An 18,531-nucleotide genomic window follows, 5' to 3' on the forward strand; every position below is an offset into this window, starting at 1 on the left:
CCATTCGATCCGTGCTGAAGGCACCCACACCGTTTTTTTTGTGACCTCCTTATCAATATCGTATAACTTAGGCTGATTTTAGGCAAATAAAAAGCTTAGTCCCGACAGCAGCGTGTTTGAAGCCGTGGATCAGCTTTTTACACACTACTATAGGACTAAGCTTTTAACAGTTAGCCGTTATCTGTAATATTTTCTGTGGTATCGATTTTCTTACCAAAGATATAAATGACGGCAACGACCGCTATCAGAGCTATCGGCAGGACGAGCATGACGGACATACCGAACGCGGACGGGATATAGCCGAAGAGGATGGATATGCCGGCAACCACAAGCGCATAAGGCAGCTGTGTCTTTACATGATCCAACAGGTTGGACCCGGCACCCATCGATGACAGGATCGTTGTATCTGATATCGGAGACGAGTGATCCCCGAAGATGGCCCCTGTTAAAACAGCACCGGCTGACATGACGACAAAGTTCGCATCGCCCGGCTGCATGGCTGTAGCCAGCGGGATAGCCAGCGGCATCAGGATACCCATCGTACCGTATGACGTTCCGGTAGCAAATGAGATGATCGCACCCAGTAAAAAGATGACGGTCGGCAGCAGGAACGGCGGCATCGCGTCACTTAGTAAGGACACAAGGTAATCGGCTGTCCCCAGTTCGCCCATGACGCCTGAAAGTGACCAGGCCAGTAGCAGGACGACCCCTGTGATCATCAGGGTCTTCATACCGTTGACCCAGATGTCAATCCCTTTACTGAAACTGAAATGCCCCTGCAGCTTGCCCATGATCAGGGCAATGATGCTGGCGACCAGAGCAGCCTGGAATAAAACGACGGAGGCATCGGATGCGCCGAACACTTCTCGTAATGTGACGAAAGAGAATGGCGCATTTTCGATCGTCTGAATAAGTGCGGCATTATCCGAGCCTAATATAGCTGAACGGCCGTCAGTATAAAAGCCGATGAAACTGAACAGGATAAGTGAACCGATCGGGATCAGTGCGTTCCACACTGATGGTTTGCCTTTGACAACAACTTCCATTTCTTCGTCAGCGTTATCCAGATGGGAGCCCTTGGCAATGAGTTCGTGCTTGTCACGCGAACGTTCCTGTGCTTTACGCATCGAGCCGAATTCTCTCAAAGTCAAGGACGTTACCAGCACAAAGACCAGCATCAGAATGTTATAAAAACGGTAAGGGATCGTCTGAAGGAAAATCCCGTAGGCATTGACGTTCTGTCCAATGGACTGGTAAGCATCGTTGATCAGTCCCACTTCATAACCGATCCAGGTCGATATCAAAGCGATACCCGCGATCGGTGCGGCTGTTGCATCAATGACAAAAGCCAGACGCTCACGTGAGATCTTCATTTTGTCTGAAACGGGACGCATGATCGGTCCGACGATCAGGGCATTGGCATAATCATCAAAGAAAATCAGGAGACCCAGGAGCCACGTGATCACTTGGGTGCTGACCGGTCCTTTTGCCCGTTTAGCCAGACTTTCAGCAATCGCACGTGCCCCGCCTGTTGAGGTAATAAGTGCGATCAGTCCACCGATCACAAGCACCTGTAAAATGATCCCGGCGTTCCACGGGTCAGAAAGCGACCCCAGGACATAATCCACGATATCTGTAAAACCGTAGAGCATACCTAAAAGGATACTCGCTCCTCCGGCATACTGAATAATGATCGTCCCGGCAAAGATGCCTAAGAACAAGGACAGGACGACGTTTTTAGTGACAAAAGCCAGGATAATGGCCACGATCGGCGGAATCAGCGTCAAGGGCCCCATGGATTGAGCCAGACTGGCTTCAGTCTCTGCCGCAAATACAGGCAGCGGAAGGAGCCACATTAAACCAGCTAAAGCAAGCAGCGGGCTCAGTCGTTTGAGTTGTTTTTTCATTGTTATTCTCCATTCTGTCTAGTTTTGTATAGAAAAAAGCATCCAAGGGCACAATTCCTCAGATGCTTTAGATTCGCATAGTTAAGGATAGTGCTCCACGCAAGCGTGACAGTCATACGCTTATTAAACGTATGCCCAGGAAAACGAGATGACGCTCAGCTTTCCTTCGGCAAAGAACCCTTTCCTGTCATTCGCGGGCAGTCACGCCTCCAGACAGTACTCTTATTCTTCGCACCTCTATCTTATCTTCTATTTTCAACGTCTTTCAGTTTACCTTATTAACTCAGGAGTTTCAAGGGAAAATTTTAATTTGTGCTTTCTGCCTGTGTCATATGTCTAAAGTGTTTCGCACGCCTTGTATGTATGCATCTGGAAGGACACCAGACCTCGCTTGATTCTTTCCTTCATTTTCATTCCCTTTCCACGACTCCACAAAAAATACCGCGTGAAATGAATCTTCACGCAGCCGGCAGTATACACCTTTTCTGTTGTAAATGTAAGTCCCCGGGCAAATCAATCCAGCTCAAAAAGCCCGATCAGTTGTTGTAGTCTTTGTTATCCTGTTTATCTTCGGTTAAGTAAGCCTGATCTATTTTTTTACCTATCACAAAGAATGTCAGAAACAGACCTGAAATAGATGCTGCCAGACTTCCTGCCACAGAAACCGCCGTGATGATCAGTTTTTTTGTTCTACTCATTTTTTCAGCCTCCCATGATGTCATAGAGCCCGCGCTTCATCAGAAAAATATGTGTACATATTTTTCCATTTTTGTTTTTTACTTGTACTACTCATGCCCTTTAGACTTAAATTAGGTCAGGTGCGTGTCTCCCACTCTTTAATCTTAACAAAAATCATAGAGAAGTACTATTTTTTCAATCTGCCGCTCTTTTTCTTTTACAAAACGTGCGACCGTTCCAGGCTATTCTTTATTTGAGCGGGTCACTCTGTGCCAAGAGGAACAGACTCACGAGTCAGCTGTCGCTGCCCTTGTCGTTTTTTTCTGAAGGGGGGCACAGTCACCAAACAAGTCTCAGTGAGTTGGTCATTTCATGACAAAACTCACTGCCCCCGTTACTACCTCATGATGAGCGGGTCACCTTATAAAGGAAAGGACTGACCCGTGCTTGATCAATACACGAGTCAGTCATCTAAATTAAATAGATAAAAATCAGTTTAGTACGCTTTGTTCATGCCGCCGTCGACCAGCAGCTGCTGACCTGTAATATAGGTGTTGGCTCCTGAGACGAGAAAGGCTGCCGCCTTGGCCAGTTCTTCCGGCTGACCATAACGGCCCAGCGGGATTCCCGCTTCAATGGAGTCAGTGACCTCAGCAGCGGTTTTCCCTTCACGTTCGGCCCGCCTGCTGTCAAGTTCCTGTAACCGGTCTGTTTGAATGCGCCCGGCTCCGATCGTATTGACCAGGATGCCGTCTCCGGCCAGTTCCTGTGAAAGGCTTTTTGACAGCCCGAGGATCCCCATCCGAAAGACATTAGACAGAATCAGACCGTCGATCGGCTGCTTGATGGAAGACGAGGCATTATTCAAAATGCGCCCCCTGGTTTCTTTCAAGTCAGGCAGGATTTCCTTGATCATCCGGATATAGCTTAAAAGGGTCAGGTCAAAGGCGTCCTGCCAGTCTTCATCTGTGAACGTCTCAAATGAGCCGGCTGGCGGCCCGCCGGTGTTATTGACGAGAATACTGATCTGTCCAAACGCTTTCCGTGTAGAGGCTGCCAATTCTTTGATACTCTGGGCATTTGTGAGATCCGCGACGCAACAGGAAACCCTTCCTTTGGCATCCATTTCGATCTCACTTTTTGCCTCTATAAGCGTTTCTTGCGTCCGGCTCGCAAGCATCACATTGGCCCCTTCTTTTGCCAGTTCATGGGCGATGGCTTTTCCGAGTCCCGAACTTGATGCCAGGACCAGGGCTGTTTTTCCTGAAAGTTCTAAATCCATCCTATCCTCTCCCTCACTTGTCAACTTATCTGCAGCAACACGTTCCAGCGTTCCCCTCTTCGCCTAAGGCACTACTAAAGAACAGCCCTTTTACTCAGCACCTGTCTCTCTCTGATACGTTACGACCGGTTTTCTTGCGGCGGTCACTTCATCCAGCCGTCTGACGGATTTTGTATAGGGTGCACCGGTGACGTGTTCCGGATTTGCTTCGGCTTCTTTAGCGATCTCGATCATGGCATCCGCAAAGGCATCGAGTGTTTCTTTGGCTTCTGTTTCAGTCGGTTCGATCATCAGGCACTCTTCCACGATAAGCGGGAAGTAGACCGTCGGGGCGTAAAAGCCGTAGTCCAAAAGACGCTTGGCGATGTCCAGTGTTCTGACACCCAGTTTTTTCTGGCGATTGCCGCTCAAAACGAATTCGTGCTTGCAGATCGATTTGAATGGCGTGTCGAAATACGGTTCCAGTCTTGCTTTCAGGTAGTTGGCATGTAAGACGGCATCTTCAGAAACCTGTCTGAGGCCTTCTGCTCCCATCGAACGGATGTAGGCATAGGCGCGTACGTTGACGCCAAAGTTGCCGTAATAGCCTTTCACGCGACCGATCGATTTGGGATGGTCGTAAGTCAATTTGTACATATCTTCATTTTTTTCGATGCGCGGTGACGGCATAAAGTCAGTCAGATAATCGACCACGCCGATCGGACCGGATCCTGGTCCTCCGCCGCCATGCGGTGTGCTGAATGATTTATGCAGGTTCAAGTGAACAACGTCAAATCCCATTTCCCCAGGCGTTGATTTGCCTAAGATCGCATTGGCGTTGGCGCCGTCATAGTACAAGAGCCCGCCGGCATCATGAACGATCCGGGCGATCTCGACGATATCGACTTCGAACAAGCCCAAAGTATTCGGATTCGTCAGCATCAGTCCGGCTGTGTCCGGTCCGATGGCTTCTTTCAGCGCTTCGACGCCGACACGGCCTTCTTTGTTGGATTTGATCTCAACCACATCGAATCCGGCTACGACTGCACTTGCCGGGTTCGTTCCATGAGCGGAATCGGGAACCAGGATCTTCTTGCGCTGTTCGCCTTCCCCATTTGCTTCATGGAAAGCTTTAAAAATCAGAAGGCCGGACCATTCGCCCTGAGCCCCCGCTGCCGGCTGCAGTGAGATGGCATCCATGCCGGTCACTTCTTTCAGGTTTTCCTCCAGTCGGTACATCAGTTCCAGGGCACCCTGCGCCGTCATTTCCGGCTGCAGCGGATGGATGTTGGAAAAACCGCTGTACCTTGCAATATCTTCGTTGACTTTCGGGTTGTATTTCATGGTACAGGATCCAAGTGGGTAAAAGCCGGTTTCCACGCCAAAGTTTTTATTGGATAATGCCGTATAGTGGCGCATCACCTGGAGCTCGGAAATTTCAGGCAGTTCAGCCGGTATCTCTCTTTTTAGATGAGCGGGAATGACGGCGTCCAGGTCCGTCTTTTCGATCGACGATTCCGGAAGGCTGTATGCTTGACGTCCTTTTCTGGAAATCTCAAAGACTAAATCGTTATAGGTTGTATGCATCTATTTTCCCTCCCCTGTTAAAACATCGACCAGTGTATCCATCTCTTCTTTCGTCCGTTTCTCAGTGACACATAAAAGCAATGCGTTATCCACACCCAGATAATCGGACACATCGTAGCCTGAAACAATGCTCTGTTCCAGAAGTTTCTTGGACACCTCTTCGATCGGCTCGTTGCATTTGACAACAAACTCGTTGAAGAAGGCATCATCAGACAGGATCTCCAGCCCTTTGGCTTTCAGCTGATTTTTCACGTAATAGGCATGACTGATATTCTGGTGCGCCATTTCCTGCAGGCCGACTTTCCCGACAGTGGACAGGAACACAGAGCTGGCCAGAGCAGTCAGTGCCTGGTTGGAACTCATATTGGACGTGGCTTTCTCTCGGCGGATGTGCTGTTCACGTGTCTGCAAGGTCATAACGAACCCGCGCTTGCCGTCCTCATCCGTAGTCTGGCCCACGATACGGCTCGGGACTTTACGCATGAACTTCTTCTTCACGGCAAAGTAACCGCAATGTGGTCCGCCAAAACTCATCGGCAGTCCTAAAGGCTGGGTGTCACCGACAACGATATCGGCGCCCAGTTTCCCTGGCGATTCAAGCAGTGCCAGCGCTAAAGGATTAGCCATGACGATGAGCAAGGTTTTTGTTGTGTCACACAACTCTTTGACTTTCTTCAAATCTTCGATGGTGCCGTAAAAGTTCGGGTATTGAATGATGACGGCAGCCGTCTGGTCGCTCACCAGCTCTTTCAGTGACTCCATATCGGTATACGTGCCATCCAGGCTGGCTTCTTTCACGCCGTATTCCATACCGTAAGCATAGGTCCCGACCACTTCTTTGGCCTGCGGATGGATGGCGCCGGAATAGACGACTTCATTCCGTTTCATCGCAGATGTAGCCAGATTGCAGGCTTCCCCAAGTGATGTGAACCCGTCATAGAGACTTGAGTTGGCGACATCCATGCCTGTGAGTTCGCACATCATGGTCTGGAATTCAAACAGGGCCTGAAGTTCTCCCTGACTGGCTTCCGGCTGATAGGGTGTGTAGGCCGTCATGAATTCAGAACGCAGCAGCACATGATTCACGACACTGGGAATATAGTGGTCATATGTACCGGCGCCAATAAAATACGCGTGGGTATCGGTCGTGATGTTCACGTCGGCGAGTGCCTTCATATAACGGGTCAGCGCCTGTTCACTCAGGGCTTCTTCCAGCTCGACGGTCTTTTCTTTCGTTGCCCGGGTGGATTCAGGGATATCTGAAAACAATTCTTTGATCGACGACACGCCGACGGTCTCCAGCATCTCTTTTCGATCTTCTTGGGTCGTTGGCAGGTAACGGTGTTGGTTGTCCAAACTTATCACTCCTCATGTGGCTTTTCCACATCATTCTTATTATGAAACGTTTAACGCAGTCTGTAATAAAAAGGTAGAAAGAAAAGGACAGTTAGAACCTTTTCTTTCTACATGGTCATAGGTTACAGTGTTTAAAGTGTATCCAGATAATCCTGATACGCTTTTTCATCCAGCAGGTCGGAGGTGTCGACGGCATCTTTGGACTGCAGTTCGATGAGCCAGCCTTCTTCATAAGGAGATTCATTCATTTTTTCCGGTTCGTCTTCCAGACTGCTGTTGACTTTTGCCACAGAACCATCCACTGGTGCATAGATCTCAGAAGTTGATTTGACAGATTCGACCGTGGCAAATTCATCTTCCTCGGATAAATCCGTCCCCACTTCAGGCAGCTCGACAAAAACGATATCGCCTAATTGCTCGACGGCGTATTCTGTGATGCCGATACGTACATAATCATCATTGATCACTTCGACCCATTCGTGTTCTTTAGTGTAGAATAATTTAGCTGTATCTGTCATTATGCATTCTCCTTTATTTATAAGTTTTTAGTGTCATCAGTTCTTTAAGAAGTTTTTCTTGGTGACCCTTGCATCCACTGTGTTTTTGCGGATCTGTATCCTGACGGTGTCGCCCAGCTTGATGCCGGCTTTTCTGATGCGCATGAAACCGATGCTTTTACCTAAGGTCGGTGACTGGGTCCCCGATGTGACCTCGCCGATCTCTTCATCGCTTTCGTTGAATACAGGATAGCCTTCTCTTGCGATCCCTCGGCCCTGGACTTCAAAGCCGCGTAACAAGTACGTCGTGCCTGTTTCTTTCTGTTCTTCCAGTGCTTTCTGACCGATAAAGGGTTCCGATTTGTCCCATTTAACGGCGAATCGAAGGCCGGCTTCCAATGGCGTCACTCGTTCGGAAAGATCCTGTCCGTATAACGGCATCCCGGCTTCAAGACGCAGGGTATCGCGTGCGCCCAGACCGCATTCCTGCAGCTGATACGCTGCGCCCGCTTCCAGGAATTTCTTCCAGAGCGTTACTGTCTGGTCCCATTTCACATAGCATTCAAAGCCGTCTTCTCCGGTATAACCGGTGCGTGACAACAGGACGTTATCCAGACCTTCCGCCGAAACATTTTGTCTGAAGTGATAATTCTCGAGGTCCAGTACTTCTTTTCCGAAGACTTCGGCGACGATATCCTTGGCTCGTGGACCCTGGATAGCGATCAGCCCCGTGTCTTTGGACAAGTCGGTCAGCTCGATACCTGCTCCCTTATGCTCATTTAGCCACTGCCAGATTTTCTTTGTGTTCGACGCATTCGGCGTCAGCAGATAGTCGGTCTCACTGAGCTTGAAAATGATGATATCGTCCAGGATACCGCCCGTTTCATTGGTGACCAGCGTGTAGACGGCCTGGTCGGGATCGATATTTTTCACGTCATTCGTGATCAGGCGGTTCAGCCAGTCGGTGGCCTTGTCGCCCGACACTTTGATCTCTCCCATATGCGACACATCAAAGATTCCGGCGTGTTCCCGGACGGCCTGATGTTCTTCTTTCAATTTTGTAAACTGGACAGGCAATGCCCATGATCCAAAATCGATCAGTTTGACATTGTTTTCCTGATAGTACGGATATAACGGCGTGCGCTGCAACTCAGTTTCATCATTTGCCAAAGCTATCCCTCCACACATTTCTTCTGACAAAGTTTTCATCTTTCCCCACTCTGTCTTTTCCTATTCATTTTAACATGATTCCCTTACTTCTGAAACTAGAAAAGGGGAAGATGAGAAATTTAAGTAAGCGCATTCATAACTCTCTAATCTTAGCCTGTTCACCTGCTTCTCTTTTAAGACTTTCAGGGACTTATGCTATACTTGAGGTACTATACAAGGAGGTCACTTTCATGGAAAAAGCAATGTCAGATTTTGTCTACTATAACCCTGTTAAAGTATTATTTGGAAGAAATAAGATCAGCGAACTCGGCGCCCTTATCCCGGACGGTAAAAAGGTCCTGATCACTTACGGCGGCGGCAGCGTGAAACGTTTCGGTACATTGGATCGCGTCAAGGAAGCTCTTCACAGCCACATCGTCGGGGAATTCGGCGGGATCGAGGCTAACCCGACTTATTCCACCTGCATGGAGGCAGTCGAACGGTTCAAGGAAGGCCGATACGACTACCTGCTTGCAGTCGGCGGCGGTTCAGTGATCGATGCGACCAAGTTCATCGCTGCAGCCATCGCATTCGACGGCGATCCAAAAGACATTTTTGGTCAAGGCGTCGGTAAAGGTCTGCCGGTCGAATCAGCCGTTCCTTTTGGCTCCGTATTGACTTTACCTGCGACGGCTTCAGAAATGAATGAAACATCAGTTATTACATTCAAGGAAGAAAAAGCGAAAATCAGTTTCAGTTCCAGGCACGTCTTCCCGGAATTTTCTATCCTGGAACCCGAGCTCACCTACACCCTGCCTAAACGTCAGCTGGCGAACGGGATCACTGACGCCTTCGTGCATGTCATCGAGCAGTACCTGACATACCCAGTCAACGGGATGGTCCAGGACGAATTTGCCGAAGGACTGCTGCGGGTTTTGATCGAGATCGGTCCGGATGTCGTGGATGAAGACAACCATGACTACGCCCTGCGCGCCAACTACATGTGGACGGCGACCCTGGCCTTGAATCGTCTGATCTCCCGCGGCGTACCCGGCGACTGGTCCACCCACGGCTTGGGGCATGAGATCACTGTCCTGAACAACACCGACCACGCCCGCAGTCTGTCAGCGATCCTGCCTGCAGTCATGGTGGTACGCAAACTGAAGAAATGGGACAAGCTCGTTCAGTATGCCGAAAAAGTCTGGGGCATCACAGAAGGCACCGAAGAAGCCAAGATCGATGCGGCTATCCTGAAAACGGTCGCCTTCTTCAAGTCCATCGGCATGCCGACCAACCTTTCAGACGTCGGTGTGGATGAAGCTGATATCGACACCCTGGTCAGACAGCTGAAAGACCACGGTAACGAAGCGATTTCCGAACGCGGCGACCAGACACTGGACGTCTCCTGCGAAATCTACCAGAAAGCTCTGGACCTGAACTTTTAATGGATACGTTCTTGAAGCGCTCGAAAGGAGTGACGTCTGATGAAGCAGCTAAAAATGACCCGTCTTCTGTCTTCCCTTCTCCTCTCGGGTGTCCTGCTAGCCGGCTGCGGCTGGTTCAACGATCCCGATATGGACACAGAGGATCCCGATATGGAAGAAGAAACCCCTTCTGACGAAAACGGGTCAGCAGTGCCGGAAGACGCTGAAGGAGATCCCGGCGAGGAGACTGATCCTGAGGATGAAACAGAAGACGATGATCAGGCTGAAGTGGACCAGGATCTGACCGTCTGGTTCCCCAAGTTTGAAGATACGCTTATGGATTATGAAGGGGAAGGCAACGAATTTGCGCCCTTTACCCGTTATCCGCAGTTTGTCAAAGATGAGTCGATCCAGATAGTCGAATCGACCGGTGGAACGGATGTCGTGACGATCTATGAGTATTCCGAAAATGAAGTCAGAGAAGTTTTCATACGGCCAGAAACCTATTTCCGTGAAGACTTCGCCGATACCGGTCTGGAAAGTGAGCAGGAGGACTTTGAGATCATTCTTCAGCTGCCTCTGGAAGAAGGCCATTCGTGGGAAAGCCCCAGCGGATCGACTTCTGAAATCACGGGCGTCGCTGTCGATAAAGCACTGCCTTCGGGAAATGTGACCGCTCTGGAAGTCACGCGCACATCGGAGAACGGCAGCGAAACGGTCGAGTATTACGCTGAAGACATCGGGCTGGTCGAACGGGTCTTCCGGACAGAAGAGGGTGAAAACATTATAAGCTCAACGCTCAATACACGAGCTGAAAATACCCCGGAAGAATTTCCACTGACGGTCTACAGTGTCGATGACCAGGCAATGGGCCTGGAGCGTACTTCGGTGACGATGGAACTCTATACCAACGAACCGGCCCGGCTGGCCATGGCTGAGATCCTGAGAGGCCAGGCTCCCGATACTGAAACGGCCCGGGTCATTGTGGATAGTACGGAGATCAATTTCATGTACCTGCGTCAGGACGGGGTCGTGCATGCCGACTTCTCTGTCGATCTTGCGGACATGAATGCCGGCTCCGGTGTGGAAGCGCTGATCCTTCAGGGGATCGTCAATACCATCGGCAGTTACTATAATGTGGAAGACGTCCTGCTCACACTGGACAACGAACCTTATGAATCCGGGCATATCGCTCTCGAGGAAGGCGAGACCCTGTCCGTCGACTATTCAAACATCAATGAGTAAGTAACCAAGGCTGTGCACTCTTTTGTCTTTGAGACATCGGAGTGCACAGCCTTTTTCATTTGGACAGCTTTGGATCCCCAAAGCTTTCTTATTGGTCTTGGGATTTTCGTATCCCCGTGTTTGATCGATATTGGGTGAAAGTGTCCACTCGCGAGTTCTCTCTCTCGTGAGTGCGACATTTCGAGCGTGAAACTGTTCACTCGCGGCCTCGCTCTTTCGTGAGTGCAACATTTCGAGCATGAAACTGCTCACTCGCTGATCGAGGCTTGCGTGAGTGCAACATTTCGAGCATGAAACTGCTCACTCGCAAGCTCGCTCTTTCATGAGTGCGACATTTCGAGCATGAAACTGCTCACTCGTGGGCTCGCTCTTTCGTGAGTGCAACATTTCGAGCATGAAACTGTCCACTCACTGATCGAGGCTTGCGTGAGTGCGACATTTTGAGCATGAAACTGCTCACTCGCAAGCTCGCTCTTTCTTGAGTGCAACATTTCGAGCATGAAACTGCTCACTCGTGGGCTCGCTCTTTCGTGAGTGCTACATTTCGAGCGTGAAACTGTCCACTCACTGATCGAGGCTTGCGTGAGTGCGACAATTTGAGCATGAAACTGCTCACTCGCAAGCTCGCTCTTTCATGAGTTCGACATTTCGGTCTAGATAATGCTCACTCAGTCTTTAGACGTTCTGTGAGTAGTCTCTACAGCTGTTCTTTTACTTACGAAAAGAAGCTAGCACGCGGCTAGCTTCTTCTTTAATGCTTTCAACCCTTATCCTTCAATATCAGGATCATCACTCGTTTGCTTGCTGTCGTTTGGCGTAGTGTTGCCAGCCGGTTCTGTGTCTTTGGCTGGTTCTTTAGCGTCTGTTTGCTGACCTGAATCTGAAGCGGGCTTCTTGTTTTCCTCTTTTACCGGTTCGTCTGCCGGTTCATCTTTGACGGGTGTTCCTTCCGTCTGATCTTCATCTGTTGAGTCGGTTTTTGATGGTTCGTCTGTTTCATCTTCTGTTTCTTCCGTCGGCTCTTCTTTTACTGGATCCGTCGTCTTCTCATCCGTCTCATCTTCACCATCAGCGGACTGATTTTCACCTGACTCCTTGTCAGCATCGCTGGCTGAGTCTTCATTAGAAGTATCTGGTTTCACAGACGAATCTTCTGTGGATCCACTGTCTGTTTTGCTTGTTTCCTGCTTGTCAGACGACTGGCTGGCATCATTCTCATTTGACGCATCCGTATTTTGAGAGGCTTGATCCTCTTTTGGTGCCGTCCAGTCCGACTCTGATGACGAGGCTGTTTCGGCCGTCTCTGTCCATTCTGTTTCTTCATTTGCCGACTCTTCTTCAACATCTGAATCGTCAGTCTCTTCATCCAGTTCTGACGTTTCGAGGTCTTCCTCTAAATCCTTGTCTGCCTCTTCTTCATCAGCTTCTTCTTCATTAGCGGTGCTGTCTGCTTTTTCCAGATCATCTGTCCGGTCGTCAGTATTCTCTTCAGTGGCCGTACCTTCTTCAGCCGCATCCACTGCCGAATCCACGGCCTGAAAGTCCTGTCGGTCGATACGGTGCTGGGCACGTCCGATGCCGATCGTCACAATAATAAACAAGATCAGGACCAGTGCCGATATGATGCTGGATGCCGCTTTGTTTTCTTTAATAAACGAACCTAAGGAGTGAAAACTATCAGCGAGTAACTTTTTCATAAGACGTCTCCTTTTCAACCTATTTTTAACCAGTATAACACAGCTGCCGTAAACTGATGAGCGTTTTTCGACAAAAAGCTATATATTATATAAGAATAATCAAAAAACATCCCCTTGACTGCTGCTAAACAGTCAAGGGGATGAGTCATTTTCAGTCTGTTTTAATTATTTGATCAATTCGTAAATGGCTTCTGCATAGATGGCCATAGCGTTCATCAGGTCATCCACGGCCATGAATTCATTGGCCTGGTGCATGGTGTCCACACTGTTCGGGAACATTGCGCCGTACGCGACACCGCGTTCCATCAAGCGGCCGTAGGTTCCTCCGCCAATAACCATTTCATGGGCATCCAAGCCTGTCTGACGGTGATACACATCTAAAAGTGTCGTGACTAAAGGATCTGTTGCCGGTACATAATGCGGCTCTTTCCCTACTGCTTTAGAAAGTGAGACGTCGTAGTCTGACAATTTCGTCTTGAAGGTCTCAAACAGTTCATCTTCCGTCGTGCCTTGAGGGTAACGCATGTTCACAGTTATCTTCCCGCCTTCATTCGCTTTGAATGAGAAGACGCCAGGGTTGGATGTCAGCTCACCCATGGTTTCGTCGGTGATAGCGATCCCCAGTTTTTCACCTTTAGGGTCATCGTGAAGATATAACGTCGTCAGTTCCAGGAAGGCTTTGGCATCTTTGGCAAAGTCGAAATCTGAAAGGTAACGAGCAAGGAAGGTCGCCGCGTTGACTCCGCTGGCTGGCTTACTTCCGTGAGCCGCTTTACCTGTGAATTCTAATGTTACTGTATCGCCATCCACAGCAGCTACGCCTGAGACAGGTAAGCCGTCTAAGAAATCAGCCAGACCGGACTGTAAGGTTTCCGGATTCTTACTTTTAACAACAGCGACTGCGTCTTGTGGGACCATGTTCGGACGCAGACCTGATTCAAACTGAACCAGTTCTTCTGATCCGCCGTCTACCGCCCCTTTGGTTTCGATAAAGACGGTCGCATTCCCTTTTTCACCGTTGATGATCGGGAAAGTCGCATCAGGTGAGAACCCAAAGTCCGGCTCCTGTTCTGTTTCCAGATAATGCTTGATGCCTTTCCATTCACTTTCTTCATCCGTACCGATGATGAAACGGACTTTTTTAGATACGGGCAGATCAAGCTCTTTGATCATTTTCAGTGCGTAGTAAGCTGCCACACCAGGTCCTTTATCGTCACTTGAACCACGGGCATACAGACGACCGTCTTTGATGACCGGTTCAAAGGGATCGGTATCCCAGCCTGTCCCTGTTGGTACAACGTCGACGTGAGCTAAAACGCCCATCAGCTGATCGCCGTCACCGTATTCGATGTGGCCGGCCCAGTTGTCGACGTTCTTGGTTTCAAAACCGTCACGTTCGCCTAATTTAAGAAAAGCTTCCAACGCTTCTTTGGGACCAGGTCCTACTGGGGCATCGTCTGTCGCTTTGTCATCGTCGCGGACAGAATCGATTTTCAGCAAGTCGAATAAATCTTCGAAAAACACATCCTTGCGTTTCGCCGCTTCTGCTTTCCAGTCAATATTTTGTGTCATTTAATCGTCCTCCTTGATTGAGTAGCTAAATTTACTCTCTTTTATCATTTTATCATTAATTTCATGAAACGCCAATCAATGTGTCGAATCTTTGTCGGAAGATTTCCGCCTTGGCTTTCTGCTCCGGTATTTTCCTCTCTCGAACAGTCGCTTTGGCGTGATTCTTTCGGTCAGAAGTACTAAACTAAGGGTAAGAACATTTGTCAATTTCAGGAGGGATATCACATGGAAAAAATCACTAAAGAAAAAGTCAGAGCCTTTATGCCGACCCGTGAACGCGACAGCTACAAAGGGTCATACGGTCGGGTCCTGTTCGTCGGCGGTAACGAGCATATGGGCGGCGCGATCATCCTTGCCGCTTCTGCCGGGGTATACAGCGGTGCAGGCCTGGTCACAGTGGCCACGCATCCGTCCAATAAAGCGGCTCTGCATGCCCGTCTGCCTGAAGCCATGTTTGTGGATATGACCGATTCACGGCAGCTGAAGCATTACGTCGAGTCTATGGATATGATCGTACTTGGGCCAGGCCTCGGACGTGATGAGACATCTCTTGCTGTGCTGCAGACTGTCTACGAGACCGTCAAGTCTTATCAGATCCTTTTGGTGGACGGCGACGGCATCTATCTGCATGTCAATGAGACGGTGCCTGAACCTGATGCCACGCTGATCCTGACGCCTCATCTGGGCGAATGGCGCACACTCACCCATCTGGCGCCCGATGACCAGTATGACGATGTCAATCTGGGCTATGCCAAACAGCTCAATGCCATCGTCGTGCTAAAAAAAGCCCGTACAGAAGTCTATTGTGACGATGAAGTCTGGGAAAACACGACTGGCAATCCGTCCATGGCGACCGGCGGGATGGGCGATACTTTGGCCGGCATGATCGGCGGCTTCGTTCCCCAGTTCGACACGCTCAAAGAAGGGGTCCTGTCAGCCGTGTATCTGCACAGCTATATCGCGGATGATCTGAGTCTGACTCATTATGTGACCCTGCCGACCGCAATCATCGAAGAGATCCCGAAAGTCATGAAGGAATTCTCCACAGACAAACACAGACGCTGGCTCTGATCCAGACAGCTCACAGACTCTTTGTCTTTCGATCACGCATGCGTTCACACTATTTTCCATTGCCAGTCATCATGAGAAACGATACAATTAAACAGTGACCAAGTTTACTGTGAAGGATGAACTCAAATGAAAAAGAAACTGTTGTGGATCAGTGGATGGACCTTTATCCTCGGCTTTATTCTGATGTATCTGAATTTTCAGCTCGTATACTTTCTGGGTATCGCAGCGATTTTCGTGTTTACGCTCTGGCAGATGCCAAAAGCCAGCGGTGAATATTCCGATGAAGAATATGCGTATGAAAAACGCCGGACGATCTGGACGCTCAGCATTGCAGCCGCTTATATTTCAGCCGGCTTTCTCGCACTTATTCTGCAGACGTTCGTTTTGTAAGGCAAGCCGTTCAACAATCAGAAAAAAAGACATGAACCGTTCGGTGCTCCCCTTTTCAAGCTAAAGGCGAGGCTTAGACGGTTCATGTCTTTTTCTTCCTAATTTAACTGTTTCTCAGCATGTCGATTTCTTTATCCGTAAGTGGTCGGTAAGATCCCAGTTCCAGCTGCGGATCCAGTTTCAAATCGCCCATCGACAGGCGCTTCAAGTAGATCACCGTTTTTCCGACAGCCGCCATCATGCGTTTGACTTGATGGAATTTACCTTCCTGGATGATGACTTCCACGCGTGACGTACCGGACGCTTCGTCCGTTTCCAGAATGATCAGTTCAGCCGGCATAGTCAGAAAGGATTCGTGGTCGTCAGTGAGCGTGATGCCTTCTTTGAAGGTCTTTACATCTTCTTCCGTGACCAGTCCTTCGACTTCAGCAAAATACTTCTTGTTCACATGGTGTTTGGGTGAAAGCAGACGATGAGTCAGCTTCCCGTCATTGGTCAGGACCAAAAGGCCTTCTGTATCGATATCCAGACGACCGACCGGATGCGGCTCCTGAAGACTGTCTTGAGGTTCCAGCAGATCCAGGACCGTTTCGTGGACATGGTCTTCCGTCGCGCTGATGACCCCTTGGGGTTTATTCAGCATGAAGTAAACAAATTCCTGATAATCGATAATTTCCCCTCCGACCGTCACGGTATCTGTCTCAGGATCGACATGGATTTTTGGGTCGACGATGATTTCATCATTCACTTCGACGATTTTCTTCTTCAGCAGTTTTTTCACTTCTTTGCGTGTACCTAAGCCGCTGTGGGCCAGTAATTTATCTAAACGCATAAGCTCTCCTTTCGTCTCGCTCTGTAATTTATGGTAAGTCTAGTTCATTCTCAGTTTACGTCTGACGCTGGCAGCTTTCGCTCCGACCAGTCGATCAGCCAGTCGCGTTTTCAGTGCCAGTGATCCGTATATGAGGATACCGACAACGGCAAGTATCGCCAGGGCGAGCAGTGACTGGAACCGGCTGTTGTAGTCGATAACGAAGTTCAGACCGACTTTCGTCAGTCCAGTACCTGCCCCCATCACTAGAGAGATCAGGAAGATCAGCAGTGAACGCCTGAAGAGACGTGTGGCAGAATAATGCGTGTGTTTGTGCATGATTTTCATCATCAGTCCGCAGCTGACCAAAAAGCCTGCGATTGCTGACAAGAGCATGCCATATGGTCCGACCAGCCAGACGAACAGCACTTGACTGGTGATTTTAACAGCCAGTCCCGTAAGCAGGGCTTTGATCGCCGGACGTGTCAGGTTAGAGGCCTGCAGGATATTACCCAGGACGGCATATAAAGCAACAAAAATGCTCATGGCAGCCGATACCTGTGTGATGCTGGTCCCCAGGTCGCTCTGACCGTAGAAAATGGCATACAGCGGCTCGGCAACGATAGCCATACCGATGGCCGCCGGGAACATGGCAAACAGCAGGAGCTGCACAGCTTTTGAAAACTGTCTTCTGACTTCATTCATATTCTTCTTGGCGATCAGGTCACTGATCAGCGGAACAGAAGCGATCGACAGCGCCGTGCCGAACGATGTCAGCACCATGATCAGCTTATGCGCATTCCCCTGCGTGATGCCGTAAGTCTCTTCGATCATGTCAGGACTCATATCAGAAAACGCCCGCATCAGCGGACTGTATGTCAGCTGGTCGACCATCTGGAAAACGATGATCCCTGTAGCAATGATGATAAAGGGGATCGAGGTTTTGATGATATTGACGATCAGCTGATTCGGCGACACCGATACCTTGCCTGCACTCTCTTCCGGTGCATAGTCAAAGGCCGTCTTCATATGCTTGAGGTTATAAGCCAAAAAGCCAAGCGAAAAGATCGCCCCGACAAAAGCCGCAAAGGTAGAAAAGGCCACGGCAGTGACGACTTCTCCCCCCATCACCTGTCTGATCATATAGACGGCACTTAAAAGAAAGATGATCCGGGTCAGCTGTTCCAGGATCTGCGAGATAGCTGAAGGCGCCATATTGTTGTGGCCCTGAATGAAGCCGCGGGTCACACTCTGTGAGGGGATGATAAGTAAGGCCGGCGTCAGTGAACGCATGACCAGGACGGCTTCACTCGTATTCGCCGACGGACTGGACTGAGCGATCAGCGGCGCAATGAAGTACATCACCAGCGCCGACAAGACACCAGTAAAGGCCATGATTTTAAGCCCCTGCTTGTAAATGCCTTTGGACACTTCATACTCGCCCAGGGCATTGTAGTAACTGACCTGCTTTGAGATCGCCGACGGCACGCCCGCTGTGGCCAGCGCAAGGAAAAAGCCATAAGGCGTATACCCCATCTGATACAGCGCCATGGCTGCATTTCCGGGTTCCTGACCGCCCATCCAGGCGAACCAGGGGATGACATACAAGGCTCCCATGATCCTGGACGTCATGCTTCCGGCTGTCATCCATGCAGCGCCGCTGACCATTCTGCTATCGTGAGAATCGTCTGTGTGACCTGCCTGTTTTGTTGTATCGTTAGTCATTGCATTGAAACCTTCTTTCAAAGTATCTTTTTACGTTAAGCTAAAGATCAAGTTTTATACTTTAACATTAAATATAGTGGATCATTTTTTATTCAGAAAAAAAGGAGCACGCGGCTCCTTTTGACCTAACTTCTATTTTACTGTTTTAATGATTAAGGCGC

The 18,531-nt window shown here is 49.4% G+C and carries 15 protein-coding genes and 1 riboswitch; of the genes, 4 read left to right on the forward strand and 11 right to left on the reverse strand.

Features of this window, described 5'->3' with window-relative positions; all coding sequences use genetic code 11:
* Positions 1 to 170: 170 nt before the first annotated feature.
* From BM049_RS04405 to gcvT, 7 genes are all read right to left on the reverse strand, one after another.
* Positions 171 to 1,907 (reverse strand): Na+/H+ antiporter NhaC family protein, encoded by a 1,737-nt coding sequence (locus BM049_RS04405; RefSeq protein ID WP_091528979.1) that lies wholly within the window; start codon positions 1,905 to 1,907, stop codon positions 171 to 173.
* Positions 1,908 to 1,987: 80 nt separating this feature from the next.
* A riboswitch (Lysine riboswitch) is annotated at positions 1,988 to 2,155 on the reverse strand.
* A 288-nt stretch (positions 2,156 to 2,443) separates the two neighbouring features.
* Positions 2,444 to 2,605 (reverse strand): hypothetical protein, encoded by a 162-nt coding sequence (locus BM049_RS11800; RefSeq protein WP_177188589.1) that lies wholly within the window; start codon positions 2,603 to 2,605, stop codon positions 2,444 to 2,446.
* 476 nt (positions 2,606 to 3,081) lie between these two features.
* Positions 3,082 to 3,867, reverse strand: a complete 786-nt coding sequence (locus tag BM049_RS04410; RefSeq protein ID WP_091528981.1) for an SDR family oxidoreductase — start codon at positions 3,865 to 3,867, stop codon at positions 3,082 to 3,084.
* 90 nt (positions 3,868 to 3,957) lie between these two features.
* Positions 3,958 to 5,433 (reverse strand): aminomethyl-transferring glycine dehydrogenase subunit GcvPB, encoded by a 1,476-nt coding sequence (gene gcvPB, locus BM049_RS04415; RefSeq protein ID WP_091528983.1) that lies wholly within the window; start codon positions 5,431 to 5,433, stop codon positions 3,958 to 3,960.
* Positions 5,434 to 6,789, reverse strand: coding sequence for an aminomethyl-transferring glycine dehydrogenase subunit GcvPA (gene gcvPA / locus BM049_RS04420; RefSeq protein WP_091528985.1), 1,356 nt, complete (start codon positions 6,787 to 6,789; stop codon positions 5,434 to 5,436).
* 131 nt (positions 6,790 to 6,920) lie between these two features.
* Entirely contained in the window at positions 6,921 to 7,307 is a 387-nt protein-coding gene (gene gcvH / locus BM049_RS04425) for a glycine cleavage system protein GcvH (RefSeq protein WP_091528986.1), read from the reverse strand.
* Between the two features lie 36 nt (positions 7,308 to 7,343).
* Complete coding sequence (gcvT, locus tag BM049_RS04430; protein WP_245751857.1) at positions 7,344 to 8,456, reverse strand: glycine cleavage system aminomethyltransferase GcvT; 1,113 nt, start codon at positions 8,454 to 8,456, stop codon at positions 7,344 to 7,346.
* A 230-nt stretch (positions 8,457 to 8,686) separates the two neighbouring features.
* Here gcvT and BM049_RS04435 point away from each other — a divergent pair, with 230 nt between their 5' ends.
* Entirely contained in the window at positions 8,687 to 9,880 is a 1,194-nt protein-coding gene (locus tag BM049_RS04435) for an iron-containing alcohol dehydrogenase (RefSeq protein ID WP_091528988.1), read from the forward strand.
* 39 nt (positions 9,881 to 9,919) lie between these two features.
* Positions 9,920 to 11,104 (forward strand): GerMN domain-containing protein, encoded by a 1,185-nt coding sequence (locus BM049_RS04440; protein ID WP_091528989.1) that lies wholly within the window; start codon positions 9,920 to 9,922, stop codon positions 11,102 to 11,104.
* 767 nt (positions 11,105 to 11,871) lie between these two features.
* Here the strand turns inward: BM049_RS04440 and BM049_RS04445 are convergent.
* On the reverse strand, positions 11,872 to 12,801 hold the full coding sequence (locus BM049_RS04445; protein WP_091528991.1) for a putative sodium/potassium/calcium exchanger: 930 nt from the start codon (positions 12,799 to 12,801) through the stop codon (positions 11,872 to 11,874).
* A 165-nt stretch (positions 12,802 to 12,966) separates the two neighbouring features.
* On the reverse strand, positions 12,967 to 14,373 hold the full coding sequence (pepV, locus tag BM049_RS04450; protein ID WP_091528993.1) for a dipeptidase PepV: 1,407 nt from the start codon (positions 14,371 to 14,373) through the stop codon (positions 12,967 to 12,969).
* Positions 14,374 to 14,598: 225 nt separating this feature from the next.
* Here pepV and BM049_RS04455 point away from each other — a divergent pair, with 225 nt between their 5' ends.
* The gene (locus tag BM049_RS04455; protein ID WP_091528994.1) at positions 14,599 to 15,444 is read left to right on the forward strand and encodes an NAD(P)H-hydrate dehydratase; all 846 of its coding nucleotides are present in this window, start codon (positions 14,599 to 14,601) and stop codon (positions 15,442 to 15,444) included.
* 126 nt (positions 15,445 to 15,570) lie between these two features.
* Positions 15,571 to 15,834: a hypothetical protein gene (locus BM049_RS04460; RefSeq protein ID WP_091528996.1), complete on the forward strand. Its 264-nt coding sequence runs from the start codon at positions 15,571 to 15,573 to the stop codon at positions 15,832 to 15,834.
* Positions 15,835 to 15,937: 103 nt separating this feature from the next.
* On the opposite strand, the gene BM049_RS04465 is transcribed toward BM049_RS04460, so the two are convergent.
* Complete coding sequence (locus tag BM049_RS04465; protein ID WP_091528997.1) at positions 15,938 to 16,666, reverse strand: pseudouridine synthase; 729 nt, start codon at positions 16,664 to 16,666, stop codon at positions 15,938 to 15,940.
* Between the two features lie 39 nt (positions 16,667 to 16,705).
* Positions 16,706 to 18,370: a putative polysaccharide biosynthesis protein gene (locus BM049_RS04470; protein ID WP_091528999.1), complete on the reverse strand. Its 1,665-nt coding sequence runs from the start codon at positions 18,368 to 18,370 to the stop codon at positions 16,706 to 16,708.
* Positions 18,371 to 18,531 lie beyond the last annotated feature (161 nt).

This window comes from Alkalibacterium subtropicum, assembly GCF_900112455.1.
GTDB classification, from domain to species: domain Bacteria; phylum Bacillota; class Bacilli; order Lactobacillales; family Carnobacteriaceae_A; genus Alkalibacterium; species Alkalibacterium subtropicum.